The 26693-nt window shown below is 37.6% G+C and carries 19 protein-coding genes; 7 read left to right on the forward strand and 12 right to left on the reverse strand.

What is annotated here, in order from left to right:
* Positions 1 to 31 precede the first annotated feature (31 nt).
* A complete protein-coding gene (locus CZ225_RS13845; RefSeq protein ID WP_077154487.1) occupies positions 32 to 2164 on the forward strand; it encodes a Tex family protein in 2133 nt (710 codons plus the stop codon).
* On the opposite strand, the gene CZ225_RS13850 is transcribed toward CZ225_RS13845, so the two are convergent.
* Entirely contained in the window at positions 2136 to 3032 is an 897-nt protein-coding gene (locus CZ225_RS13850; protein ID WP_077154488.1) for a CPBP family intramembrane glutamic endopeptidase, read from the reverse strand. The genes CZ225_RS13845 and CZ225_RS13850 overlap by 29 nt on opposite strands.
* A 103-nt stretch (positions 3033 to 3135) precedes the next feature.
* Here CZ225_RS13850 and CZ225_RS13855 point away from each other — a divergent pair, with 103 nt between their 5' ends.
* Positions 3136 to 4185, forward strand: a complete 1050-nt coding sequence (locus CZ225_RS13855) for a leucine-rich repeat domain-containing protein (RefSeq protein WP_077155833.1) — start codon at positions 3136 to 3138, stop codon at positions 4183 to 4185.
* A gap of 95 nt (positions 4186 to 4280) precedes the next feature.
* Here CZ225_RS13855 and CZ225_RS13860 read toward each other — a convergent pair whose 3' ends face one another.
* On the reverse strand, positions 4281 to 5897 hold the full coding sequence (locus CZ225_RS13860) for an ABC-F family ATP-binding cassette domain-containing protein (RefSeq protein WP_077154489.1): 1617 nt from the start codon (positions 5895 to 5897) through the stop codon (positions 4281 to 4283).
* Positions 5898 to 6098: 201 nt separating this feature from the next.
* Here CZ225_RS13860 and CZ225_RS13865 point away from each other — a divergent pair, with 201 nt between their 5' ends.
* The 4 genes from CZ225_RS13865 (at position 6099) to CZ225_RS13880 (ending at position 11109) form a co-directional block, all read left to right on the forward strand.
* Positions 6099 to 6677 (forward strand): nucleotide exchange factor GrpE, encoded by a 579-nt coding sequence (locus CZ225_RS13865; protein ID WP_077154490.1) that lies wholly within the window; start codon positions 6099 to 6101, stop codon positions 6675 to 6677.
* Positions 6678 to 6729: 52 nt separating this feature from the next.
* Entirely contained in the window at positions 6730 to 7914 is a 1185-nt protein-coding gene (gene dnaJ / locus CZ225_RS13870; protein WP_077154491.1) for a molecular chaperone DnaJ, read from the forward strand.
* Between the two features lie 145 nt (positions 7915 to 8059).
* Entirely contained in the window at positions 8060 to 9994 is a 1935-nt protein-coding gene (locus CZ225_RS13875; RefSeq protein WP_129585808.1) for a hypothetical protein, read from the forward strand.
* Positions 9995 to 10026: 32 nt separating this feature from the next.
* Positions 10027 to 11109, forward strand: a complete 1083-nt coding sequence (locus tag CZ225_RS13880) for a glycoside hydrolase family 5 protein (protein ID WP_077154493.1) — start codon at positions 10027 to 10029, stop codon at positions 11107 to 11109.
* Positions 11110 to 11121: 12 nt separating this feature from the next.
* Here CZ225_RS13880 and CZ225_RS13885 read toward each other — a convergent pair whose 3' ends face one another.
* Together CZ225_RS13885 and CZ225_RS13890 are read right to left on the reverse strand one after the other, a co-directional pair.
* Entirely contained in the window at positions 11122 to 12750 is a 1629-nt protein-coding gene (locus CZ225_RS13885) for a RagB/SusD family nutrient uptake outer membrane protein (RefSeq protein WP_077154494.1), read from the reverse strand.
* A 13-nt stretch (positions 12751 to 12763) separates the two neighbouring features.
* On the reverse strand, positions 12764 to 15508 hold the full coding sequence (locus CZ225_RS13890) for a SusC/RagA family TonB-linked outer membrane protein (RefSeq protein WP_077154495.1): 2745 nt from the start codon (positions 15506 to 15508) through the stop codon (positions 12764 to 12766).
* A gap of 167 nt (positions 15509 to 15675) precedes the next feature.
* On the opposite strand from CZ225_RS13890, the gene CZ225_RS13895 reads away from it, so the two are divergent.
* Positions 15676 to 17544: a GxGYxYP domain-containing protein gene (locus tag CZ225_RS13895; RefSeq protein WP_129585911.1), complete on the forward strand. Its 1869-nt coding sequence runs from the start codon at positions 15676 to 15678 to the stop codon at positions 17542 to 17544.
* Between the two features lie 33 nt (positions 17545 to 17577).
* Here CZ225_RS13895 and CZ225_RS13900 read toward each other — a convergent pair whose 3' ends face one another.
* From CZ225_RS13900 to CZ225_RS13935, 8 genes are all read right to left on the reverse strand, one after another.
* Positions 17578 to 18381, reverse strand: a complete 804-nt coding sequence (locus CZ225_RS13900; protein ID WP_077154497.1) for a tyrosine-type recombinase/integrase — start codon at positions 18379 to 18381, stop codon at positions 17578 to 17580.
* A gap of 585 nt (positions 18382 to 18966) precedes the next feature.
* Positions 18967 to 19743: a S1/P1 nuclease gene (locus CZ225_RS13905; RefSeq protein WP_077154498.1), complete on the reverse strand. Its 777-nt coding sequence runs from the start codon at positions 19741 to 19743 to the stop codon at positions 18967 to 18969.
* 866 nt (positions 19744 to 20609) lie between these two features.
* Entirely contained in the window at positions 20610 to 21041 is a 432-nt protein-coding gene (locus tag CZ225_RS13910; protein WP_077154499.1) for a WxcM-like domain-containing protein, read from the reverse strand.
* 2 nt (positions 21042 to 21043) lie between these two features.
* On the reverse strand, positions 21044 to 22243 hold the full coding sequence (locus tag CZ225_RS13915) for a glycosyltransferase family 4 protein (protein ID WP_077154500.1): 1200 nt from the start codon (positions 22241 to 22243) through the stop codon (positions 21044 to 21046).
* Positions 22244 to 23107, reverse strand: a complete 864-nt coding sequence (locus tag CZ225_RS13920) for a dTDP-4-dehydrorhamnose reductase family protein (protein WP_077154501.1) — start codon at positions 23105 to 23107, stop codon at positions 22244 to 22246.
* Positions 23108 to 23122: 15 nt separating this feature from the next.
* Positions 23123 to 24253, reverse strand: coding sequence for a non-hydrolyzing UDP-N-acetylglucosamine 2-epimerase (gene wecB, locus CZ225_RS13925; RefSeq protein ID WP_077154502.1), 1131 nt, complete (start codon positions 24251 to 24253; stop codon positions 23123 to 23125).
* Between the two features lie 18 nt (positions 24254 to 24271).
* Positions 24272 to 25345 carry a polysaccharide biosynthesis protein gene (locus CZ225_RS13930; RefSeq protein WP_077154503.1) on the reverse strand — a complete coding sequence of 358 codons (1074 nt, stop codon included), beginning with the start codon at positions 25343 to 25345 and terminating at the stop codon, positions 24272 to 24274.
* A 246-nt stretch (positions 25346 to 25591) separates the two neighbouring features.
* The gene (locus CZ225_RS13935) at positions 25592 to 26692 is read right to left on the reverse strand and encodes a glycosyltransferase (protein WP_077154504.1); all 1101 of its coding nucleotides are present in this window, start codon (positions 26690 to 26692) and stop codon (positions 25592 to 25594) included.
* Between the last annotated feature and the right edge of the window lies 1 nt (position 26693).

Here is a 26693-nt window from a genome sequence, read left to right on the forward strand (position 1 = left end):
TGTCGTTCATTTATTTGCAAAAAAAATATTTATGGAATTATTTCACAGAATGATATCCGGATTATTAGGTATACCGGAAAAACAGATCAGCAGTACTCTCCAACTCCTGGCAGAAGGTGCAACTATCCCTTTCATTAGCCGTTATCGTAAAGAAGTTACAGGTGGACTGGATGAAGTACAAATTGAGAATATCAAAGAGCAGCATGATAAATTATGTGATATAACTAAAAGAAAAGAAACAATTCTTAGTACAATCAACGAACAAGGAAAACTAACTCCGGAACTTGAAAAACGTATCAACGACACCTGGAACCCGACGGAATTGGAAGACATCTACCTTCCCTATAAACCCAAACGGAAGACACGTGCAGAGGTAGCCCGTCAAAAAGGTTTGGAGCCTCTCGCCATGATCATGTTGTTACAGAGAGAAAACAATCTCACCTCCAAAGCTGCTACGTTCGTCAAAGGAGAAGTTAAAGACGTAGAAGATGCATTAAAAGGTGCCCGCGATATCATTGCAGAACAAATAAATGAAGACGAACGAGCCCGAAATGTTATTCGTAACCAATTTAATCGTCAGGGGCAAATCATTGCCAAAGTGATAAAAGGAAAAGAGGAAGAAGCTGCTAAATATCGGGACTATTTTAACTTCTCCGAATCTTTGAAACGTTGTACTTCTCATCGTTTACTTGCCATTCGTAGAGCAGAGGCAGAAGGATTCTTAAAAGTGTCTATCAGTCCGGATGACAAAGAATGCATTGAACGCTTGGAACGACAATTTATTCATGGCAATAACGAATGCAGCCGTCAAGTGAACGAAGCAATTACTGATTCATATAAAAGACTACTCAAGCCTTCTATTGAAACAGAATTTGCAGCTCAGTCCAAAGAGAAAGCAGATGATGAAGCGATCCGTGTATTTACAGAAAACTTACGTCAGTTGTTATTAGCACCTCCCTTAGGACAAAAACGGGTACTTGCTATTGATCCTGGATTTCGTACAGGATGCAAAGTGGTCTGCCTGGACGCACAGGGCAATTTATTGCATAATGAAAACATTTATCCTCATCCTCCTGTCAGCAAAACCGGAGAAGCAGCTTCCAAACTTCGTAAAATGGTAGAAGCTTATCAGATTGAAGCTATCTCAATTGGAAATGGAACTGCCAGCCGCGAAACGGAAGATTTTATCAATCAGCAGACTTTCGACCGTCAGATTCCCGTATTTGTAGTTAGCGAACAGGGGGCTTCTATTTATTCGGCATCAAAGACTGCTCGTGATGAATTTCCTGATTATGACGTAACTGTACGAGGAGCCGTTTCTATTGGTCGCCGACTTATGGATCCTTTGGCAGAACTTGTCAAAATCGATCCCAAGTCTATTGGGGTAGGACAATATCAACATGATGTAGACCAGTCAAAACTGAAAAAAGCACTTGACCAGACAGTTGAAAACTGCGTAAACCTAGTCGGTGTAAATTTAAATACAGCTAGTAATCATCTTTTGATTTATATCTCAGGGTTAGGTCCACAATTAGCACAAAACATCGTAAATTACCGTGCCGGGAACGGAGCCTTTACCTCTCGTAAAGAGTTAATGAAAGTTCCACGAATGGGTGCAAAAGCTTTTGAACAATGTGCCGGTTTCCTTCGCATCCCCAATGCACAAAACCCTTTGGATAATACAGCTGTACATCCGGAAAGTTATTGTATTGTAGAACAAATGGCAAAAGACCTGAAATGTTCCGTCAGCGAATTGATCGCAAATAAAGAACTCCGACAGAAAATTAATATATCTAATTATATTACCTCTACTGTCGGTTTACCAACCTTGCAAGATATTATGCAAGAACTTGACAAACCTGGACGGGACCCGCGTAAAACAATTAAAGTTTTCGAATTTGATAAAAATGTACGTACCATTACAGACCTACGCGAAGGTATGATTCTACCCGGCATAGTAGGAAATATCACAAATTTCGGAGCATTTGTCGATATAGGTATAAAAGAAAACGGACTTGTCCATCTCTCCCAATTAGCGGAACGATATATCTCCGATCCGACAGAAATCGTATCTATTCACCAACAAGTCATGGTCAAAGTCATGAATGTAGATACCGACCGAAAACGTATTCAACTTAGCATGATCGGGGTACCGCAAGACTGATTGCTTCTCTTTTCTCTCCCCACCATATAATCAGAATAGTAAATACAACCATAAGTACTGTACAAATGAGCGAGCCTTCAAACCCGAAGGCTCCGCCATTCAGTGCATTTTTTTCAGGTAAGTACAAAGTCAGCATTGAAGTACCAAAATCATTACCACTCACTTCATAGCCTAATATCGGACCTTGTATCCAATTCCAGAAAAGATGGAGTGACAGAGGAAAGCAAAGATTACGGGTATATAAAAAAGAGGCTCCAAGCAACATTCCGGCAAGCACCAGATTCAACATAGGTAAAAATGCAATATTCGGATTAAAGAGATGCATAGTAGCAAATAATAAAGAAGAAATCAAAAGCGAAAGAAACTTGTTTAGTTTTGTGTGCATCAATCGTCCCAAAATATAGCCACGCATCATAATTTCTTCAGTCAATGCAACAAGCAAGAAAAAACAGAAAGTCCATACTAATGTTTCAGGAACAAATTGAAAACTGGTTACCTCTACCAACCCAGTAATAAAAGACAGACCAAAACCGAGAACATATATCGCAAAAGCCAATAAAGCTCCATACCAGATTCCTCCGATATGACCTTTTAGAGATAATCCCAAATCTGAAAAAGGACGACGCTCAAAATAAAGCAGAATCATTGCCGAAGAAAGAACAGCCAGCAGCATGCAGAATTCTGTTATAATATACTTCCACATCCCCGCTTTCATCAATCCTTCCCCAACAGTTACCGCCAATCCCCAACTAATGATCTTACTATATAGCCCCAAAAACACAAAGAACCCCATCACCATTAGTAAGATACTTGCCCATGCAGGGATACGTTGAGCTTCCTTATTTTCAATCAATTCTTCCACTTCCATTTTTTATAATGTGTTATCAGGTTGCAAAATTAGATATAAAACATAAAATATCGTCGTATTTTACCTATTTTTCCTATATTTGTATGAATAAATCTGCATGATTATGAAAATTAGACAACTACTGATAAGTTTTTTACTGGCTACTAACGCTTTAGGAGCAGCCTCACAAGTGAGTAAAACCTATTATGTCAGCAAACCTGGCACACTGATTTCCTTGATGACTCAAGAGGAAGCAAACAGTGTAACGCATCTGACACTAACAGGAAAATTGAACGCGGAAGACTTCAGGCATCTGCGAGATGAATTTAATAATCTGAAAGTATTGGATATCTCCAATGCTGAAATAAAGATGTACAGTGGAAAAGCAGGAACTTATCCGGACGGAAAGTTTTATATGTATATGCCGAATTTTATTCCGGCTTATGCTTTTTCAAACGTAGTAAATGGGGTAACAAAAGGAAAAGCAACTCTTGAGAAAGTTATTCTTTCTGAAAAGACCAAGAATATAGAAGACGCTGCATTCAAAGGATGTGATAAACTGAAAATCTGTCAGATCCGGAAAAAGACAGCACCCAACTTGCTCCCGGAAGCATTAGCAGATAGCATAACCGCTATATTTGTTCCGTTAGGTAGCAGTGACGAATATCGTAATAAAAACAGATGGGAAAAATTTGCTTTCATTGAAGGAGAACCGATAGAGACTACATTGCAAGTTGGAGCAATGGGTAAGTTAGAAGATGAAATTATCAGTGCCGGATTACAGCCGAAAGACATCAATTTCCTGACTGTTGAAGGAAAACTTGATAATGCAGACTTCAAATTAATACGTGACTATATGCCTAATTTAGTCTCAATTGACATATCCAACACGAATGTTACCGCGATTCCTGATTTCACTTTCTCACAAAAAAAATACCTGTTAAGGGTTAAGTTACCACATAACCTCAAATCTATAGGGCAACGGTCATTCAGTAATTGCGGACGTCTTTGCGGCACATTGGAGCTACCACCTAGTGTAACAGCTATTGAATATGGAGCATTCATGGGATGCGACAATCTTCGCCACGTTGTGGCCACTGGAAATAAAATTACTACATTAGGTGATGATTTGTTTGGAGCAAATACTCCCAGTAAACTGATTTACAAGAAATAATTCCTGCATATAATTCGGGCTGAAAGCCAAACTAACAATCCATACGGATTACAACTAGTTAAGCTTTCAGCCCGTTATTTATAAACGATTAATTTTTAATCGCCATACATTTTCGCTCTCAGCTCTTTGATATGATCAGAAGTAATATATTCATCATATTCCATCATCTTATCAATAATACCATTCGGAGTCAATTCGATAATACGGTTTGCAACCGTCTGAATAAACTCATGGTCATGAGATGAGAAGAGAATATTTCCTTTATATGTTTTCAGATTATTATTAAATGCCTGAATAGATTCCAAATCCAAGTGATTAGTCGGAGTATCCAGAATCAAACAGTTTGCATTCCGAAGCTGCATACGGGCGATCATACAACGCATCTTCTCGCCTCCGGAAAGAACACTCACCTTCTTCAATACTTCTTCACCAGAAAACAACATACGTCCAAGGAAACTCTTCATATACACCTCGTTACCTTCACCAAACTGACTTAACCAGTCTACCAGATTTAAGTCCGAATCAAAGAAACTAGTATTATCCAAAGGTAAATAAGCCGTTGTAATAGTCACCCCCCAATTAAAGTGTCCGGCATCCTGCTTCATATTTCCATTAATGATCTCGAAAAATGCTGTCATTGCACGCGGATTACGTGAAAGGAATACAATCTTATCTCCCTTTTCCACGTTAAAGTTTACGTCATTGAACAATACAATACCTTCTTCAGTCTTTTTGCTCAACCCCGATACTTCCAGAATTTGATTGCCCGGTTCGCGTTCGGGGGTAAAAATGATACCCGGATACTTACGTGAAGAAGGTTTAATTTCTTCCACATTCAGTTTTTCCAACATTTTCTTACGACTTGTAGTCTGTTTACTCTTTGCCACATTAGCACTGAACCGACGAATAAACTCTTCCAACTCTTTCTTCTTCTCTTCCGCCTTTGCCTTCTGATTCTGTTGCTGACGAAGAGCCAACTGGCTGGATTCATACCAGAAACTATAGTTACCTGCAAATAGATTAATCTTTCCATAATCAATATCCACAGTGTGTGTACAAACTGAGTCAAGGAAGTGACGGTCATGGCTCACAACCAATACCGTATGCTCAAAATTTGAGAGATACTCTTCCAACCAGGTTACTGTTTCCATATCCAAATCATTGGTAGGCTCATCCAACAACAGATTATCCGGGTTACCATACAATGCTTGTGCCAACATCACACGCACCTTTTCTTTACCACTCAGTTCACCCATCAATGTATAGTGTTTATCTTCTTTCACACCCAACCCACTCAACAACATAGCAGCGTCACTCTCTGCGTTCCATCCGTCAAGTTCAGCAAATTTTTCTTCCAATTCAGATACCTTCAATCCATCCTCATCTGTAAAGTCCTCTTTAGCATACAACGCTTCACGTTGTTTCATGATATCCCACAAAACAGTATGCCCCATCATCACGGTTTCCATTACTGTAAAAGCATCCCACTTAAAGTGGTCCTGACTCAAGACTGAGAGCCGTTCTCCCGGTCCTAATGCAATCGTACCGGTTGTAGGATCCAAATCTCCATAAATCGTGCGAAGAAATGTAGACTTTCCTGCACCATTGGCACCAATTATACCATAGCAGTTACCACTCGTAAACTTCAAATTTACGTCATTAAACAACACCCTTTTACCAAACTGTACCGAAACGTTTGAAACTGTAATCATCTTCTATTATTTACTATTTTACTAGTTACTATTGACTTTTTGAGTGTGCAAAGGTAGACATTTAAAATGAATAATGAACTATCAGGAATGTGTCAATCTGGCATAAATGTATTACCTTTGCAACGTTTTTTGGCAAAACCGCCATATTGGCAAAGTTTTTGCTCAGGATTTTGATATTACGAATAAAAAATAGATTAAAATATGGACCCGAAAGAAAAAAAAGTAAAAGAAGAAGAGTTGAACGTTGAAGAGACTCAGAATACAGCGGAGCAACCGCAGAATGAACAAGCGGAAGATGCAGCTCCTCTGACTCCGGAAGAAAAGTTAGAGAAAGAACTTGATGAAGCCAATGCTACCATCGAAGAACAGAAAGACAAATATCTGCGTCTCTCTGCTGAATTCGACAACTATCGTAAACGTACAATAAAGGAAAAAGCCGAACTTATCCTGAACGGTGGCGAAAAAAGTATCAGTAGCATTTTACCTGTAATTGACGACTTCGAACGTGCAATTAAGACTATGGAGACAGCTAAAGACGTAAAAGCTGTTAAAGAGGGGGTCGAACTAATCTACAACAAGTTTATGGCAGCTCTGGGACAAAACGGAGTCAAAGTAATTGAAACTATCAACCAACCCTTGGATACTGATTATCATGAAGCAATCGCCGTTATCCCTGCACCAACTAAAGAACAAAAAGGAAAAATCCTGGATTGTGTACAAACCGGATATACATTAAATGACAAAGTAATCCGCCATGCAAAAGTGGTAGTTGGAGAATAGTTATTTATGAACAATGGATAATGATTAATGATTGGCTGAAAACAAAATAAAGATGGCAGAAAAAAGAGATTATTATGAAGTGCTGGAAGTATCGAAGACAGCCACAGTAGAAGAAATAAAAAAAGCCTACCGCAAAAAAGCAATCCAATATCACCCGGATAAAAATCCGGGTGATAAAACAGCGGAAGAAAAATTTAAAGAGGCCGCCGAAGCGTATGATGTATTAAGCAATCCGGACAAACGTTCGCGTTATGATCAGTTCGGACACGCAGGAGTAAGCGGTGCGGCTGGTAATGGCGGTCCATTCGGAGGTTTCGGTGGCGAAGGTATGTCTATGGATGATATCTTCTCTATGTTTGGTGATATCTTCGGAGGTCGTGGTGGATTTGGCGGAGGCTTTGGTGGTTTCAGCGGATTTGGCGGTAGTGGTAGCACACAGCAAAGACGCTATCGCGGTAGCGATCTTCGTGTAAAAGTGAAACTGACTTTAAAAGAAATCTCAACAGGAGTAGAAAAGAAATTCAAACTCAAAAAATATGTGCCATGTAATCACTGTCATGGTACAGGTGCCGAAAGCGACGGAGGTACAGAAACTTGTCCAACTTGTAAAGGTAGTGGTACGGTAATCCGTAACCAACAGACTATCTTAGGGACGATGCAAACCCGATCTACTTGTCCTACTTGTAATGGTGAAGGTAAAATCATCAAGAACAAGTGTAACGAATGTGGAGGAGACGGAGTTGTTTATGGTGAAGAAGTAGTGACCGTACAGATCCCTGCCGGAGTAGCAGATGGTATGCAGCTTTCCATGAGTGGAAAAGGAAATGCCGGAAAACACAATGGTGTACCGGGAGATCTGCTGATCCTTGTAGAAGAAGAGCCGCACCCAGACTTGATCCGTGATGATAATGACTTGATTTATAATTTACTATTAAGTTTCCCAACAGCAGCGATAGGTGGTGCAGTTGAAATTCCGACAATTGACGGTAAGGTAAAAGTAAAAATCGATTCAGGTACACAACCAGGAAAAGTCCTTCGTTTACGTGGCAAAGGGCTTCCAAATGTCAATGGTTACGGAACGGGAGATTTATTGGTAAACATCAGTATTTATGTACCGGAAACTCTGAACAAAGAAGAAAAGAGTATGCTTGAAAAGATGGACGATTCCGATAATTTTAAGCCTAGTACTTCCGTAAAAGAGAAAATATTTAAGAAATTCAAGAGTTTCTTCGATTAAAGGTGCTATACTAATTCTTTCAGACTGAAAGCTTTATATGATATAGGCTGTTTTACAATTCATTGCAAGACAGCCTTTTTTATGTATAAAATAAAATAAAATCCTTACCTTTGTATTTAGTTATCATACTCAACTGCTATACATTATGAAATTACACATTATTTGTACCTTACTGTCATTCTGGGCAGTCACAACAGTGGCCAATACGCCAAGTAGCCATAGCATTCGCTTTAATTCCTCACGAGAGATGTCCGGCGGTAAAATCGCTATTCACGACATCAACCCTCAAATGCCTACAGATTGGAATGGCTATAATTATGTGATCATCGAAATGAAAGTATCAACTTCGCAACGTTTTCACCTGGGATTTACCACTTCCCATGGTTACGATGAAGTACGTATTCATTCTTATACCCCCGGTCAATGGAATCGTCTAGCTATTCCCATACGTTTTTTTAGCGAACCTCCAGCGTCCGCAGTCGATATGGCTGCCACCTACAATCAGCCACGTTACACAGGTTGGATAAATATTGGCGGGAATGTAGGTCCTATGACAGGAGTTGATTCAATTGGAGCACGTATGCGAGCACCCATCGGCGATCAAACCTTCGAAATTCGTAACATTGAGCTTGCTGTCAATGATCCGGGTGATACCTATCTGGGAGAAATACCTGCCCTAGACGAATTCGGACAATCCAACTTAGTCGATTACCCGAATAAAATACACTCTTTGAATCAACTTCAAAAAGCATGGCGCGCTGAGAAACAAGAAAAAGTATCAGCAGAAAAACTTTACGGTTATTCGAAATACGGCGGTTATAAAGCTCATCGTATCAAAGGCACCGGATTTTTCCGTACCGAATGTATTGACGGACGTTGGTGGTTCGTCGATCCTGAAGGATATCTGTTTCTTTCGGTAGGTGTCGACTGTGTGTACAATTCAGGAGGTGGTTCAGTACGTAATGTTGAACATCGCGAAAAAATGCTAAAACAACTCCCACCTGAAAAATTCATTCACAAGACTGATTCACGCAATGGTACGATAGCATACTATGATGCTTGGAATCTCGAACGGCGTTATGGGGAGGATAACTTCACTAAAGCTTCTGAAACCACCATTAAACGCATGGACAAATGGGGAGTGAATACCATAGGTAACTGGTCCGACAAACGTTTAGAGCAACTGAATCGAAAAGCCTTTATGTGCACACTCTATCCCGCTGGTGCCGATGCCTCTCTTATGGGTTTAGGTAATATTTATGAAGAGAACTTTCATGAAAAGTTAGAGCGTTCGATGCGTCATACCATTGATCCCAATCGCGACAATCCCTGGCTGATAGGTTATTTTATGGGGAACGAACCTGTTTGGGTAGGACAAGAGCAGCGTGTATGTAAACTAATTATCGACGGTCCCGAAAGAGGGATTAAGACTGCTTTAATAAAATACCTAACTCAAAATGGCGATACCCCTGAAACACGTAAAGCATTTGTATATGATACATTCCGCCGATATATTGAAGAATTGAAGGCGATGCAAATGAAACTCGATCCCCATCATCTCAATCTCGGCTACCGCTTTGGAGACATACATGCTGTAAATGGTAAACTATTGGATATTTGTAGTAAAGTATTTGATGTCATCAGTTTCAATTGCTATGCACTTGCACCTGATAGCAAAATGATGGACCGCGTATTAGCAGAGTCCGGTCGCCCAATGATCATTGGTGAATTCCATTTTGGTACGGTTGATCGCGGGCAAGGTCAATCTCTCTGGCAAGTTGATTCACAAAAAGAACGTGGAATGGCATATCGTTATTATGTAGAGAATGGATATGCCCACCCGGGACTTATTGGCACCGCCTATTTCACTTGGTATGATCAAGATATATTAGGACGTATGGATGGTGAAAATTATAACTGTGGTTGCATAGACGTCACTGACCGTCCATATAAAGAGCAAACTAAAGCAATGATGGATTCAGCTAAAAGACTTTATGCGGTACACTCAGGCAAAGAATTACCTTATTCAGAGAAGCCGGTTCGCCCACGCGGTCATGATCACGGTCCCGACGAGTGGTAAATAACTAATCAACCATTAAACATACAAATACCATGAAAAAGATTTTTCTGCTATTTATTATGACAGTTACAACGATGCTATGTACTTGCAATGCCAAGTCATTCACTATTCATCGGGGTATAAACATCAGTCATTGGTTGTCACAGAGCGATAGCCGGGGTGAAGAACGTATAAAGTGGTTTACACGCGACGATGTAAAATTCTTGGCAGAGTGCGGGTTCGATCATCTGAGAATTCCCATCGATGAAGAGCAAATGTTCAACGAAGATTTAACTCCTGACCCAGAAGCTTTCGGACTTTTACATAAAGCATTAGGATGGTGCAAAGAATTTGACTTACGTGCTGTAGTCGATCTGCATATCATTCGAACCCATCACTTTAACGCACAAGACAAGCCACTATTCACAGAAAAGAAAGCACAAGAACGGTTCTATGAATGTTGGCGCAAAATATCTGCTGAGTTATCAAAATATCCTCGTTCGATGGTAGCCTACGAACTTATGAATGAACCAGTGGCAGATGATCCTGAAGTATGGAATACGATAGTCAATCATTGTTTGGCTGTTGTAAGAAAATTAGAGCCCAAACGCACCATTATCATCGGTTCAAACCGTTGGCAGTCATTTGACACAGTAAAACAATTACGTGTCCCTAAGGATGATAAAAATATTATTATTAGTTTTCATTTCTACAATCCGTTCATGTTTACCCACTATCGTGCATCATGGACAGACATGAAGGATATTCCATGCACTATACATTATCCCGGTAATCTCATATCCGATAATGATTTTGCAGCAATGGAACAATCCATGAAAAACCGTTATGGTTATGCAGCCGGCAAAAATGGCTACAATGACATCAACACTTTGGAGAATCAAATCAAACAAGCCTTTGATGCAGCAACCCAGCTTGGTAAGAAAGCCTATCTCGGCGAGTTTGGTGCTATCCACGGAGCACCCGAAAAAGATCGTATACAATGGTACAAAGACATCGTATCCATCTGCGAAAAATATGGTATCGGATACGCCAATTGGGACTACAAAGGAGGATTTGGAATTATCCGAAATAACGAGAAACAACAACAGATGATTGATGTGCTGACAGGAAAATGATTTTTCAAAACATCAATATCCGGGATTTTGCTTCATACTTGCCATCAACCGTATTTTCTCAGGAATAGGAAATACGGTTGTATAGCCGTTCTCTTCATCCGGTAATGGTGGACGGCTACTATAAGCCCTCGTAAACTTTTCGAAACGAATTAAGTCTTGTCGTCTCCATCCTTCCCAAGCCAACTCTAATTGACGTTCATCGAGTAAGGTTTCCAAAGTAGCTATACGGGACGAAGCCCCCACACGTCCCCGCACTTCATTCAGTTCAGTATCCCCGTTCTCACCGTTACGTACTTTTGCCTCACTTTTCATCAACAAAATATCTGCATAACGAAACAAAACAATATCATTTTCCATCAGCTTGCCATCCTTTGTACCCGTTTCATCCACTTCATATTTTTTCATACGTGCTCCTGCCGTTTGTTCAGCTGGCGTATCCGAAATATCCAAAGCTACCTCCCAAGGCAAATATTCCAAAACTGTACCATTATCCAACCGGACTACATTTCCTTTCAAATCATAGACAATCCCTGCAAAATAACAAAAGTCAAAACGAGGGTCCTGCCCTGTGGTCTCATAGCCAAAAGTCTCAAGTGCCTCAATAGTTGCACTCGGTCCGTTTTCTCCCCCCAACCCATAGGCTTTCGCATGATTATAATGACGGGACCGGAAAAGATACTGCATCTGATTCGTATACATCGTCTTATTCATTGGAATCGTAAAAATATTCTCCACAGACGGTTCATTGAATACGGCAAAGTTAGTTCGATAATCCGGTTCTAGCCGATATCCCATGTCCTTCAACTGATCACAATAGGTTATCACCGTCTGCCAGGCATTCAGCTGTTCACCATTCACTTCAAAATAAATATTTCTCCCATTAGGGCGTTGATGATCCGTCCAATCATTATCTGTATAAACTTCAGCATTCAAAGCCAGTTTCGCCAACAGGAATAAAACTACCGGACGAGTAATACGCCCATAATAGGGACCGGATTGATTACTATGCACTTCACTTAATAAAGGAGCAGCTTCCTGCAACTGCTGAATGACGAAATCAAAGACTGCTTTCCGTTCACTTTGCACCACATCTTTCATAGTAGGGGACGATGATAGCACCAAAGGAACACACCCAAACATATCCATCAGATAATAATAATACATAGCTCTCATCGCCTGAACCTCTGCCCGATAAACAGGAAGAACGCCATCAGTATGTGCCTCGCTAAACCGGTCTATCTCTTCCAATGATTTATTACATAACATCACCACCTTATAAAGATATTCCCAAGTTGCCTGAATTGCATCATTCTCCACCCCCCACTGATGCAAAAACAATCCCCGCCAGAATCCACCATCATACCAGTCACCGCCTCTTGTCGGAACAATGGCTTCATCAGTAGTAAACGTGTTCAGATCATAGACACCCCTACCCGTTCCTTGTAATCCCTGACTATCACTAAAACCACCCACATAATTATAGAGTGAAGCCACCGTATTGAGATACAAGTCAGATAATGTTTTGTATACTTCCTCTTCGGGCAACTTATCTCTCGGATCTTCTTTCAAGAAACGATCACACGAAAACAAAACTATACCTGATAGCAAAATAAGACTTATCTTTTTCAATAACTGTTTCATGTTTCCTCTTCCATTAAAAATTTATACTCAGTCCTAATGTATAAGTCCGCACCAACGGATATCCCCTCTTATCATCCACCCCTATTGTAGAATTAATCGTCGAACTGTTGATCATCGGTGAGAGTCCTGAATAACCCGAAATAGTTGCCAGATTATTAACCGTAAAAGCCAAACGCAAAAAACTAACATATCTCTTCAACTTCTGCACTTGCTCGATCGGTACATTCCATCCGATAGTCATATAATCAAAATTGACGTAATTTCCCTTTTCCAACCAATAATCAGTAGCTGTCTGATCTTTGATATTCCTTTGCGAAGCTCCCTCCATTACATTATAATCGGGAAATATATTCATGTTCATATACGTCAGTGAAGTACCATTATAAATCTTATGTCCAAAAGCTCCATTAACCTGTACAGAAATATCAAAACGTTTATACCGAAAACTAATATTCGACCCTAAAATAGTCTTAGGCACAGCCTGTCCGGCTACATAACGGTCTTCCCCATCTTCCAAGCTGACCCCTTCCCCATTCAAATCGGCTATGTCATATGTATATCCTCCATTTCCATCAGACACCAATCCTTTACAATGTGGTAGATAGAAAACACCTAATGGCTGTCCCACTATCTGATAAACCAGATGATTATATCCTCCATGGAATCCGGCACCATCCAGACTGGCTAAACTTTTATATTCAGGTGCAGAAATCGCTTCCCCATTATACATTCCACTCAATGATAACAGTTTATTTCGCTGAAAAGTAATATTCGCATTGATATTCAACTCCATGTCTTGTGTCTTTAAAGGAGTGATACCAATAGCTACTTCCGTACCATAGTTGCGCATAGAACCAATATTAGCCAACAGTGTATTATAGGTAAATGGCGGTACACTCACATTGTAAAGATAGAGCATATCCTTTGTCTTCGAATTATAAAAATTGGCAGAAAGCAACAAACGGTTCCCCAACATAGCAACATCTATTCCCGTATTGAATGTATGCTTTACTTCCCATTTTAAATCCGGATTTGTATTCCGTAAATTATCCAATGACACCACAGGAGAATTTCCTACAGGAACAACACCATTCGGTTTCACCAGATTCAATGTCGTGTACGAATCAATTCCACTCTGATTACCAGCCAGACCATAACCGATACGGAACTTTAAATTATCAATCAAAGGAAAACGTTTCATAAACTTCTCTTGACTGATTACCCAAGCCGCTGACACAGAAGGAAAAAATCCCCATTTATGATTTGCTCCGAACTTAGAGGAAGCATCTGTACGGGCATTAACCGTCAAGATATAACGATCGGCAAAAGTATAATTAAAACGTCCTAAGAAAGAAGCCAAATGAGGTTGTTCATAATATGAATTCGTCCCTTCCCACAAACGGACAGCTCCTGCCTGCAAATTATCATAACCAAACTTATCCGTATTGAAATTAGTCACAGTAGTATAGAAACCTGTATAAGTTTCTTTCTGCAACTCCGCCAATGCCAATACATCAAAAAAATGTTTCTTCCATCCTTTCTTATAGGTCAGCATCAAATTCCCCAATAATGATTCCATCTTTCTGGTTCCTTTATACGCTTGCCCATGTGCCCAAACAGATGTTGGCAAATACTGGGAATTCTCAATAATATTATAGGTATATGCTCCAAATAACACCATTTTTAGTTCATTCATCAGATTGAATGTCAGTCGTGCGTGTGTGCTGATATGAGAAGTAGCATCATCATCTTTCACTTCCATCCATGCCAAAGGATTCGTGATCTGGCTCGCTGTAGTAATCTGATCCCACGAACCGGTAACAGGATCTTTATGATTCGGGTAAGTCGGGTTGAAAGTAGCTGCCGAATAGAATGTTTTTTGATGATCCACTAGGTTACGGTTCTTCTGTATAGAACCAAACATTCCTAATTCACAATTCAGGAATCCGTCAAAGACTTTCTGCGACATATTCATATTTGAAGTAAAATTCTTCATATCTTCATTCAAAATCACTCCCTGACGATCCATATATCCAAGTGAGACTCTGTAACTGGATGAACTGGAACCACCATAAAATGCGACATGATGATTCTGCTGCAATCCTGTTTGCTCTATCTCTTTTTGGAAATCAGTATCATTCCCTTTATCCAATATGGATATTCCCCGTTGTGCCGCAACCTTACGAAAATCGTTTGCCGACAACATTTTCAAGTTTTTGTAGACTGTTGCCACTCCAAAGCTTCCATTATAACTCACTTGTGTTTTTCCGCTTACTCCTTTCTTTGTAGTAATTTCAATAACTCCCGAAGCTCCGCGTGAGCCATACTGTGCCGTTTCTGATGCGTCTTTCAAAATAGTAAAGCTCTCAATATCTGTCGGATATATGGAAGTAAGCATACTTAAGTCGCCAAATACTCCATCTACGATGATCAACGGATCATTTCCGCTGGTCAATGATGTGGTGCCACGTAAACGCACTGCATCCAAAGCCGCCGGTCCATTGGTTCCTTTTTGTATCGTCAGACCGGGAACACGCCCACGAATCGCTTCCAATGGATTCGTTATCTGGTCTTTATTCATCTGTATTTCTGTGATTTTTTCCACCGATCCGGATAAGTTCTTGAGGCTTCCTGTGGCATATCCTACAGTTACCAATGAGTCTATAGGAAGAATCTTTTTTTCTTGCGCATATAAGTTTTCATTCAAAAGGAATCCTAGAAACAATCCATAAGATAGTAGCCTACCGCATTTTGCCATAATAAACAGTTTTTAAGTGTGTGATATTAATATAACAAAAAAAACACGTATCTGGTTGTCCAATTCTCCGTTTTTTTATCAATCTGATTCACAAAAATCAACTATATTTGCAAAACACCAAATCTTTTTCAGCCATGACACGAATACTTCTACTTACGATTATCACTATGACATTCAATACGCTGCTATTTGCCGCAAATCCACACAAGGCTACAGACCCAATAGCCTATCTGGATTTATCATATATGTGGAATTACTCACCGGACAATCCCAAACAGGTAAACGAGATGTGGGATATACTACACAGTGTTGCAACTTTACAGGGTATTGTCAATCGCAATGCACCGCACATTTACATCAATTACGTGAAAAATGAATTCATGGAAGTCGATCGATATTGGTGGGACCTATATAGACAAAAAGGTAAATGGCTTAACAGACGTGATACAGTGTACTACACTGACATTGTTAAGCTTACCGAGGATTATAAAGAGAAAATTCGTGGTGCCGTAGTTTATGATACGAATGTTGCATCTACATCATGTGTAGCTTCGGCTGTAGCCGGAATAGAAGATCTCATAGCCATTCGCTACGATACTTCGGAGGGAAGTTTATACCACCGTTTAATTATGAATGGCCCCAAACTGGAAGTCAAGGTATGGCTTGTAAATCATGACGGTACATCTATGTTCACAGGACAAGGGCAAATTCCTCAAACTGACCGTCCATCAACCGGATCCATAAAAAATGATCCATATATTTGGTTTATAAGTAATTATATGAAACGAAATCGTTGTAGCGGTGAATATGGAGCTTACTATCTGGACCAATATTGGAAACAAAGCCCCCAGTCAGCACCCATGAATGCTCACTGCCTTACCAATCATGACTTTTTTGTCAGCCACCGCGCATTCTTTTTCGACCTCTCCCCATGGGCTGATGAATCGGCAACAGACGAAAAAGCACAACCTGTCGGTAGTGACTTCTCCACTCTCACCGAAATGCTTAATGAAGCCTATCGCATAAATCGTGGCAAGAAAATATGTCATATAGGTGGTTTTCCCGCTTGGGCATATAAATATACCCGTCATGCAGGAGGTTCACATGAAGATGTAGCTACGGAATGGGAATTCAGCCGTATCATAAGTGCCTACAATACCTTTAAAGACGCTGACGCCATTGGTTATGGAGCTTTGGCAAATGCCTCATTCTGGCAACATTATCCTACGGCAAAACAATATCCGCAAAAGTGGATCACAGATGAAGAATTACAACATCGCGGTTATCTGGATGATAAAGGTCATGTACGTATCGAAGGACGTAAATTCATTATCTTCTATGTCGGTGATTACGACTCTTCAGCATGGATCACAAGCGTACTGCCTCACCTATGGAAAGACCCCGAACGTGGAAAATTACCTCTAATGTGGTGCATAAGCCCTGTCCTCGAACGCCGTGCACCAATGGTAATGGATTATATACGTCGCACAGCTTCACCAAACGATTATTTTGCAGCGGCTGACAACGGTGCAGGTTATCTCATGCCGGGTATGTTGCAAGCACCACGAGAATTATCAGGTCTACCCGACGGTTTGGAAGCGTGGGCAAAACACTGCCGTCCTTATTATAAGAAATGGGGACTGACAATCACCGGATTCGTCATCGACGGTCAAGCACCCGGTCTGACAGACAAAGGATTAGAATGTTATGCATCATTTAGCCCCAACGGAATAGTACCACAAAAGACTCCACGCACACGACTTTTCGGTAATATGCCCATACTACGTGCAGGTTCGGATTTAGTTCAGACACCTGAGCAAAATGCTGACTTCATCGTGCAGGATATGCAACACAGCCCTATCCCCTTCGGATGGTATCGAGATATACTAAAATCACCTTCTTGGCATAAACAAATGATGAATAAAATTGCTGAGACTGATCCTTCTATTGAGTTACTTGATGCTCCCACATTTTTTGAATTATATCGTCGATGGTTGCGAGAACATCCGGAGGCAGCTAATGGAAGGATTGAATAATCAAAATAGCACAATTCCAAAGAATTATTAGATTTACCAGTTTACAATTTTATCTACAATTTGTTGCTGTTCACTTGCCGTACGACGGAGATAAATACGAGTTGTTTCTATACTCTCATGTCCCATTAAGTCGGCAAGTAAAGCTATATCATTAAAACGCTCCAGGAAATTCTTGGCAAAACGGTGACGAAAAGAGTGTGGATAGACGACCTTAGGATTTAGATTATATTTCACAGCAAAATGTTTCAATTGTTGTGCGATTCCACGAGTTGTTAAACGTTCTCCAAAGCGATTCACAAACAAGTATCCAGATTGGATCTGCTTCTCTGCAATCCATTTAATAGCTTCTACCCGCAGACCTTTAGGAATATAGAGTCTACGTATCTTACCACCTTTTGTATACATATCCAAGTACCCAGCCAATACATGTTCTACTTTAATTTGTTGCAGCTCACTAACACGTGCCCCAGTTGCAGCCATAAACCATACAATGAAATACCATCCATCATACCCATCTGCCTTTAACTTTGACTTTAAGAATTTATAATCAGCATCGCTAATTACATTCTCCAGAAAGTTTCTTTGCTGTACCTTTACAAATTTAAGTTTCAGCTTTTCTTGTTTAATAAATTCCAGATACTTATTTATGGCTTGTAAGCGAAGATTGACAGTTTGCAACTTAAAATTTTCAATCAAGAAGCCTTTATAAGCCAGAAGGTTTTCTTTATTTACATCTCCATAGTTTTCGAGGAAATGATTTACTGTCCAAACATAAGAACTGACGGTATTCCTTGCCAAGTCTGACTTAGCTAGAAATGATTCAAATTTTGTTACCACAATTTTAAATTTATTAATGAATACGGCAACAATATAGTAAAAACTGCCTAATCTCGATTATAAAAAAAGACCCAAGAATGGAGTATTTTACAAATTATTATACATCGGAAATTGGAAGCATATCCCTACCCTAAATTGATTGTAATTGGACCATGATTATAAAACAATTCTTTTATTTAGAAACGTTTATTCAGCCGATAATCATCTAAATTTGAAAATACAGATTTCTTATTGTATTTTATCTTCTCTTCCTAAATAAATCGCTCTCTTTTAGAGAGTTTGCATGATAGAAAAATTGTCTTTTTATAGCTACTTTATTGCTATCCATTCATACAACAAAATAGTGACGCTATCCAGATCATATAGTGACGTTATAATATAATTATACCGTTACTATACCTATAGAATAGCGTCACTATATTTTAAGTACTATAAATTGAATTAGTATCAAATAAATATTTTCAGTAGTTTAAGGTTCCGATTAAAAAAATAACCGCATCTTCATATCAAAAGATGCGGTCATTTTTCTATATATTTATTATTGCTTAAATTAATTCTTTAAAACTGAGCCAAGTGTATCAGCCATTATCCAAACAGTTCGTTCAAAAGTGCTGCCAACCTATATCCCGCTTTCAGGATCTGCTTTTCCGCAAAACCATGGGAGAAATTAATAAAATCACGCGATTCTTCATGCGACAGCTTCTGATTAGATTTAGTCCAATCATAGATCACACGACAATTGCGAGCATTATCAGCGAGCCAATCACGAGGCGTACCCTTGCTCAATTCACGCTTCTCTTTTTTCGAACAACGATCAAGTTGGTGCTGGTATTCCATATAATACCATCTATTACTTAGTGTAAGAGCCCATTCATCCCAATAATTATGAAAACCGTACTCTTTACCATTAAGTGAGAAATTAATATTCTTATACCATGGGTATTTTACGTGTCCAGGACAATGCATATCACCCACCAAATGTACGATAAAGCGGATTGAAACTGTGATAGTCGAATCGTTCTGATTGCGGTAGTCTTTCATTTTAGCAATACAGTCCTCCAAAAAAGACATAGCATCACCTTTGGGATTCGGGACATAATTGCCATCAGCATCAACACTATTAGTATGCCATGATGTAGTATGTTTATAAGCGGGCGTATGCCGAATCTGATCCATCCAAGAAGCATAATAGACAATCGAATGTCCATCGAGGTACTTTTCGATATTTTTTTTCGCTTTTGGCGTTAAGTTACATTCAGCGATATAGGCGACGGCATCATGTCCTACTTTCCCCCAGCCAAACGCTGTACTGTACCAACAACAAAGCACGATAGTTAATAAAAACGCTGCTAATTTTTTCATTTTGTAGTAGTTTTATTGGTTATTACGCAACAAATTAAAAGAAATTAATTGGAATAAGCAATAAAAAGAAAGAATAAGATAGCTCATTTCCCAAATTTCTATAAAACTAAGGTTAGCACACGCAAAAAACATGAAACTATCTATTTTGACCAAGCTATTAATTTATTTACCACTTCTTGATTCCTTTTTGATTCCATGAGTTCTTCCTTAAAAATAGAATATTTAAACGATCAAAGCAGGATAGTATTCAAAAAGTTACCCAAATGAAACAAAAAATCCACAGCATTTGCAATTCCTGAATGTCACAATACTACTAATTCATAATTAGATCCAGCAAATAATATGCAATATCACTTTTAAAACAATCATTTTATTCTAATATAAACAAAATCAACATCATTTTATCATTTCAAACATTTCTATACTTACTCACAAAATAGAAGAAAAATGACATTAAAACAACGCTTTCATGACTTTGTCACTAAGAGAAAACAGGTTTCTCGGTGAGCAAGGAGTTGTTCCTCGGTGAGGAACAACTCCTTGGTTTAAAACCAACAAGTAGTTTTTCATCGCAAAGAAGTGCATATTTCATCTTTATACATACAATGTAGCCAATATTTATGCATATTATTGCAATTATTTATGCAATTTATTTTCTATTTCAACAATTCTAGAATAAGAACTTACCAATGTAATCTTAAAAACAGAACATTTACAAGCTGTCACTACCAGCCATAAAGATTAAAGTTCTCCTAATTTTAAGATAAAAATGACATCTATCTGTTTTAATCTGACGGTTATTACTCTCATCAACAAGATTCTTGTTTTTAAAACAATGAGTTATTTATTTTCTGTTCAAACAAAATCTAAATCTTCCAATTCATCCACCAATTTTTATCATATCTCCAACTATCATTAATAGCTTCAGAGAGTATTTTATTCGAGAAAACCATTAATATAGAATCTGGTTCTTCAGCTTTTATACCATTAGCATATCCCTCAGGTATACATAATATTTGACTATTATCCGCTGATAAATGAAAAACCTCTGGCAATAAATTATGAGAAGGATTCTCCCAATTATCAATTTTTACAAATGCAGTAGTAAATGAGCCTTTTACTGCATAAAACCACTTTTTCTCATGTTGATGTGCATGCCAAGCTCTAATAATAGATGTATCGTTCTGGTGAATAATATAGAAGCGTTCAACCTCACTCATATCCAAACTATTTACATGTGATATTTGTCCCCTATAATCAACAGATATATCTCCCTGAATTACTCTTATTTCAGACATACTTAAATCCTCCAAAATATTGCATTAATTTTTCCTATAATTTTTTCTCTGTTATATACGGAATCTAACAATCGGAAAGAATTCTCTGAAATACTTTTCATTTGACTATCTGACATATTTAAGAATGCTTCCATTCCTGAAGCAATCTCATTTATGTCTGATGGATGTGCAACTATTCCCAAACCATTTTCTTCTACTATTCTCTTTACTTCTCCTTTAAATACCGCATAAATAGGCTTATGTGTAGCAAGATAAGCTTGGAATTTGGATGGAATCATAATCTCATAAATTGGCGTATCTTTCAGCGATATTATTAATACATCACTTGCTTCATAATAATCAGACATTTCTGAAAGAGACTTTCGCCCCATGAAGTTTATATTATGGATATCTTCCTTATTGACTAACTCTTTTAACTCTATCAGGTATGAGCCATCACCGATAATATTCAAAAATGTATCTGGGTATTTCTCTACAAACTTAGAAAAGCCATGCACAATATTTTCCAAATTCTGCACCTTACCAATATTTCCTGCAAAAGTAAAATTAAATTTGCCTGGTAGTTTCTTCTTTTGGCTAGGAGAATACTTCATCAATGACCAATTGGGAATAAAATGGATCTCCTTTTCCGGTACATATCGATGAAGGCGATCAATAAATCCTTCACATGAAACTAAGATATGGTCACTATTTTTATATATCCACTTTACGAAATGGTCTAAACAAAAGATTAAAAAACGAGTCTTTTTAAAGCCATAAGCATATACTGTTTCAGGCCATAAATCCTGCGTCCAAATAGTTACTTTAGCATTATACAATTTCTTTAAAATTATTCCTGCCGTTGCTAACGTCAAAGGTCCGGTTTGATAAATAAAAACTTTATCGAAACGACGCCCTATGAATAAAACTACCCAGAAACTCCAAAAAACAAAAGAAAAATAATTTAGAATTTTAATCAAAGTACTTTTCTCATATCCTTGCATGACAGGAAAACGATGTATTTTAATCGAATTGAAATAGGTTATCTGATATATTTTATTCTTATATCCTTTATAAACCTTTCCAAATGGATAAGATGGAGACCTTGTTAAAACCTCAAATTCATATTGTTCCTTTTCCCATTCCTGCACTAAATCATTGATCAAGAAATCTTCTGGATAAAATGCTTCTCCAATTACCAATGCTTTCTTTTTCACCTTCATCTAGTCAAGATATTGAGAATACAAACTTTTATTATTTTTCATCCATTCATACTGTTCCAACAACATATCCTCATATCCAGGAACTTCATATGTAAATCTCTCTGACTTTGCAATAGATTTATTTACTCCATTCTTATCAACTGGAAGTATATCAATATCGTTACGATGCCAGATTCGTTTAAACAGACTTAGCAAATCATATTTAGAAATCCCTATACCATTACTAAGTTGTATAAGTCCTGTATTATCTTGGATAATAGCTGTATCTATCGCTTTTGCTAGTTCTAGTGTTGTAACTCCCCCCCATATTGCAGTTTTGAATCCATTCACTTTCCCTGTCTGGTACATAAACCAATGAAATAATCCTTCTCCATGAACTTTCAGTTCCGGTCCTATAATTGATGTACGGATAGTAAGATCTTTATCATTTATAATTTCTCCTAAAGCTTTACTACGTCCATAAATGTCATCAGCATCTCTAAAATCACCTTCAGTATAATTTCCCTTTTTACCTGAAAAAACACAATCTGTACTAATATGAATCAATTTAGCTCCAATTTCATCTGAAAGTTTTTTCAATAAATGCGGAAAATAAGCATTTATAAATACTGCATTATCTGGATAATCTTTAGAACCTTTTATCAAAATCCCTATACAATTGATAATTAATTCAGGACGAACCATACGAACAACTTCCGCCACAGCATTTTTATCAGTTACATCCACTATAATACTATCTTCAGTCAGTTTCGTGCGATACACAACATTGACCAATTCATACCTTCCGGTACTTTGAAGATAATAATAAGCTACATGTCCAGCCATGCCTGTGGCACCGAACAACAAAACTTTTTTCTTCAACATTTTATGAAATAAATATCAGATATCTTTATGCCAAACAGTACGATTGACATAGTCTGTATAAGAAAGGATGATACGGACAACTTTTTTTGAAACATTATCCGCAGTATAATCAGGAATTGAATGAATCGAGTTTACATTTTCTGTATATTGAGAAGTAACAATATCGATTGAGTCAAGAATACGTTCACTACTTAGACCAGTCATTATTAATGTTCCTTCATCCATTCCTTCAGGACGTTCGTGAGCCTGACGAATAGTAATAGCAGGAAAATGAAGTATAGAAGACTCTTCAGTTATTGTTCCACTATCTGAAATTACACAAAATGCATTTTGCTGCAACTTGATGTACTCCATAAAACCAAAAGGTTTCATAAATTCAATCATTGGATTGGAATTAACAAAACCGATAGCCTCGAGCTTTTTACGGGTACGCGGATGGGTTGAAACAATTACTTTCTTATGATACTTATCTACAATAGCGTTCAAAGAATCAAGTAGATTTGAAAAATTCTTTTCAGAATCTACATTCTCTTCACGATGAGTACTAACAATAAAATACTCCCCTTTTTTCAGCTTCTCTTTTTCCAATACATCATTGCGTTCAATCTCTTCTTTATGATATAAGAGAACCTCAGTCATAGGAGATCCCGTTTTTATAACAGTCTCTGGGCGTAATCCTTCATCCAACAAATATTTGCGAGCGTGTTCGGAAAGAGGCATATTGATATCGCTAAGATGATCAACAATCTTACGGTTTATTTCTTCAGGTACTCGTTGGTCAAAGCATCGATTGCCTGCCTCCATATGAAAAATTGGAATCTTTTTGCGTTTGGCTGATATTACCGAGATGCAACTATTAGTATCTCCATAAAGCAATAGAGCATCAGGTTTTATTTGTTCCATCAATTCATCCGACTTTTGGATAACATTGGCTATTGTCTCTGCTGCATTTTTACCGGCAGCATTCAAGAAATAATCTGGTTTGCGAATATGAAGTTCTTGAAAGAAAATTTCATTTAGTTCATAATCGTAGTTTTGTCCAGTATGTACAATGATATGTTTGGTGTATTTATCTAATTCGGCCATTACCCTACTCAGTTTTATTATTTCAGGACGAGTGCCGACAATTGTCATTACTTTAAGCATATTTCTAAATATTACAAGTTATTCGCTTCTTATTTCACGTGCCTTAGCTCTAGACTCCAATCCCATATCTTCTCGTACAAAACGTAGTTTTAATAACAACTCTTTCATACCTTCAACATCCAGACGACGGGTATTATGACTATGATAATCTTCTATCTTAGAGATTTCTTCATTTCCTTTAGTAAAATATTTATCATAATTCAAATCACGGGTATCACATGGGATTCGATAATAATCACCCATATCGATAGCACGTACCATTTCTTCACGAGTTACCAGTGTTTCATACAATTTCTCTCCATGACGGGTACCAATCACTCTTACTTCAGTATTTAGATATTTAGGTTCAAGCTTACCATAAGTTTCTTTTAAGGCCTGAGCCAATGTAGCCAAAGTAGCCGCAGGAGCTTTTTGTACAAATAAATCTCCATTATGGGCATGAGTAAAAGCATAGATAACCAAATCTACTGCATCATCCAATGTCATCATGAAACGGGTCATATCTGGATCAGTGATTGTGATTGGTTTACCGTCCATCATTTGTTCCACCCACAAAGGAATTACTGAACCACGACTAGCCATAACATTGCCATAACGAGTACAACAAATAGTAGTTTTAGCCCCTTCACCCAATTCACGTCCTTTTGCTACTGCAACTTTTTCCATGAGTGCTTTACTCATTCCCATAGCATTGATTGGATAAGCCGCTTTATCAGTTGATAAAACAACCACACTTTGTACGCCATGCTCAATAGCTGAATTTAGAACATTTTCAGTTCCAACAATATTGGTTCGAACTGCTTCAACTGGAAAAAACTCACAGGATGGAACTTGCTTTAATGCGGCTGCACTAAATACATAATCGACCCCATTCATGGCAATATCAACAGAAGATTTGTCACGAACATTACCTATGTAATATTTTACTTTAGGATTTTGTAATGCGTGGCGCATATCATCCTGTTTTTTTTCATCTCGCGAAAATATACGGATTTCTTTGATATCTGAATCAAGAAAACGACGTAAAACGGCATTACCGAAAGAACCTGTTCCACCGGTAATCAATAAAGTTTTGCCTTCAAATATGGACATATATTAATTATATAAATAAACTATAAAATAGCATAATATCAACACGAAAAGTAATATGATGATAAAAATATTATTTAATACTTTTACTAAATAATAAACCAAAAATCATTTAACAGCAGATTAACGTAACTATAATAATAACAGTATAAATAACCAGAACAAGTAAATTACAAATAATATAGACAATAAAATAGCAACTATCAATTATTGTTATTTCTTACATTTAAATATATTAAAAATAAACAATTAGATTGTATTTATATAATTTATAACCTCCCGGTTAGAATAAGTTGCAGAAAAAAAGGATTTGAAATTTAATCTATCTTTTAAGGATATATTAATTGATAGAATTTTTTCTTTAAATTCCTCAATGGTATTAGCTCTAATAAAGAACGTTGAATAACAATCATTTATACCTTCAAATGATATATTAGTCCCTATAATAGGAGTTCCGCAGGCCAAAGCATCTATTACTTTAACTTTTACGCCAGCTCCTGTAAATAAAGGTGAAATGAGTGCTTTTGCATTTGCAATAAATTGGTATGGATTATCCATAAATCCTAAATATTCAATATTAGCAATTGGTGCTATTTTCTGCAATATTTTTTCTGGTAATCCCGCACCTATTATTTTTAATTCTACAGGAACTTTTAATGGAATAATAACATTGTCCAATAACCAATCTAGTCCTTGATAATTATCTGGCCTCTTCCACATAGCAAAACAGACAAAATAATCTGCAATTTTAATCGGATAGGAATCTTGAACATCTTTTGATAGATAAAAAGTTGTTGGAATAGAATAAACATCAAATAAAGAATGAAGCAAATTAGAATCTTTTTTTGAAAAAGTAAAAGTGTTAATATTTCTACTTTTCAAAACATATTTTTCAGACATAAATGTCCATTTTTTTACAAATAAATTATATCCTCTAGAATATCGTTGAGTAATAACATCATGTATCATCAATATTTTGTTGTGATGATCTATAAACTTTGCATAAAGAAACATTTGACTAAAATCAAAATAAAGGATATCATAATTACCTTGTTTAACTATGCGTTTTAAATAGCATAAAACAAGAAAATTAAATTTTGCAGTAAACAAAGGAAATAAAGGAAATAAAATACATGCATTTAACAATTTATTAATTTTTGATACTTTAAACTCATGCAAGACTTTAACATGTGGATTACAAATTTTAAAAGGAGGGTCCTCTTTTGATTTAAATAAAACAATATCCACTTGATTTAATTTGGATATATCTTCTATAAACAGGTTTGTATAATTAACACCTGCTCCAATATTACTTGGTACGAAAGGAGTAAGTAAGAGAATCTTATGCATA

This window comes from Bacteroides bouchesdurhonensis, assembly GCF_900155865.1.
In the GTDB taxonomy this organism is placed as follows: Bacteria; Bacteroidota; Bacteroidia; order Bacteroidales; family Bacteroidaceae; genus Bacteroides; species Bacteroides bouchesdurhonensis.

What these genes read in the sequence shown, in the direction of transcription:
- CZ225_RS13880 (WP_077154493.1), top strand. Translation starts at nt 10,027, where the DNA reads ATGAAAAAGATTTTTCTGCTATTTATTATGACAGTTACAACGATGCTA.
- CZ225_RS13895 (WP_129585911.1), top strand. Translation starts at nt 15,676, where the DNA reads ATGACATTCAATACGCTGCTATTTGCCGCAAATCCACACAAGGCTACA.
- CZ225_RS13930 (WP_077154503.1), bottom strand. Translation starts at nt 25,345, where the DNA reads ATGTCCATATTTGAAGGCAAAACTTTATTGATTACCGGTGGAACAGGT.
- CZ225_RS13860 (WP_077154489.1), bottom strand. Translation starts at nt 5,897, where the DNA reads ATGATTACAGTTTCAAACGTTTCGGTACAGTTTGGTAAAAGGGTGTTG.
- wecB (WP_077154502.1), bottom strand. Translation starts at nt 24,253, where the DNA reads ATGCTTAAAGTAATGACAATTGTCGGCACTCGTCCTGAAATAATAAAA.
- CZ225_RS13915 (WP_077154500.1), bottom strand. Translation starts at nt 22,243, where the DNA reads ATGAAGGTGAAAAAGAAAGCATTGGTAATTGGAGAAGCATTTTATCCA.
- CZ225_RS13910 (WP_077154499.1), bottom strand. Translation starts at nt 21,041, where the DNA reads ATGTCTGAAATAAGAGTAATTCAGGGAGATATATCTGTTGATTATAGG.
- CZ225_RS13850 (WP_077154488.1), bottom strand. Translation starts at nt 3,032, where the DNA reads ATGGAAGTGGAAGAATTGATTGAAAATAAGGAAGCTCAACGTATCCCT.
- CZ225_RS13905 (WP_077154498.1), bottom strand. Translation starts at nt 19,743, where the DNA reads ATGAAAAAATTAGCAGCGTTTTTATTAACTATCGTGCTTTGTTGTTGG.
- CZ225_RS13935 (WP_077154504.1), bottom strand. Translation starts at nt 26,692, where the DNA reads ATGCATAAGATTCTCTTACTTACTCCTTTCGTACCAAGTAATATTGGA.
- CZ225_RS13855 (WP_077155833.1), top strand. Translation starts at nt 3,136, where the DNA reads ATGAAAATTAGACAACTACTGATAAGTTTTTTACTGGCTACTAACGCT.
- CZ225_RS13875 (WP_129585808.1), top strand. Translation starts at nt 8,060, where the DNA reads ATGAAATTACACATTATTTGTACCTTACTGTCATTCTGGGCAGTCACA.
- CZ225_RS13890 (WP_077154495.1), bottom strand. Translation starts at nt 15,508, where the DNA reads ATGGCAAAATGCGGTAGGCTACTATCTTATGGATTGTTTCTAGGATTC.
- CZ225_RS13865 (WP_077154490.1), top strand. Translation starts at nt 6,099, where the DNA reads ATGGACCCGAAAGAAAAAAAAGTAAAAGAAGAAGAGTTGAACGTTGAA.
- CZ225_RS13885 (WP_077154494.1), bottom strand. Translation starts at nt 12,750, where the DNA reads ATGAAACAGTTATTGAAAAAGATAAGTCTTATTTTGCTATCAGGTATA.
- CZ225_RS13920 (WP_077154501.1), bottom strand. Translation starts at nt 23,107, where the DNA reads ATGTTGAAGAAAAAAGTTTTGTTGTTCGGTGCCACAGGCATGGCTGGA.
- CZ225_RS13845 (WP_077154487.1), top strand. Translation starts at nt 32, where the DNA reads ATGGAATTATTTCACAGAATGATATCCGGATTATTAGGTATACCGGAA.
- dnaJ (WP_077154491.1), top strand. Translation starts at nt 6,730, where the DNA reads ATGGCAGAAAAAAGAGATTATTATGAAGTGCTGGAAGTATCGAAGACA.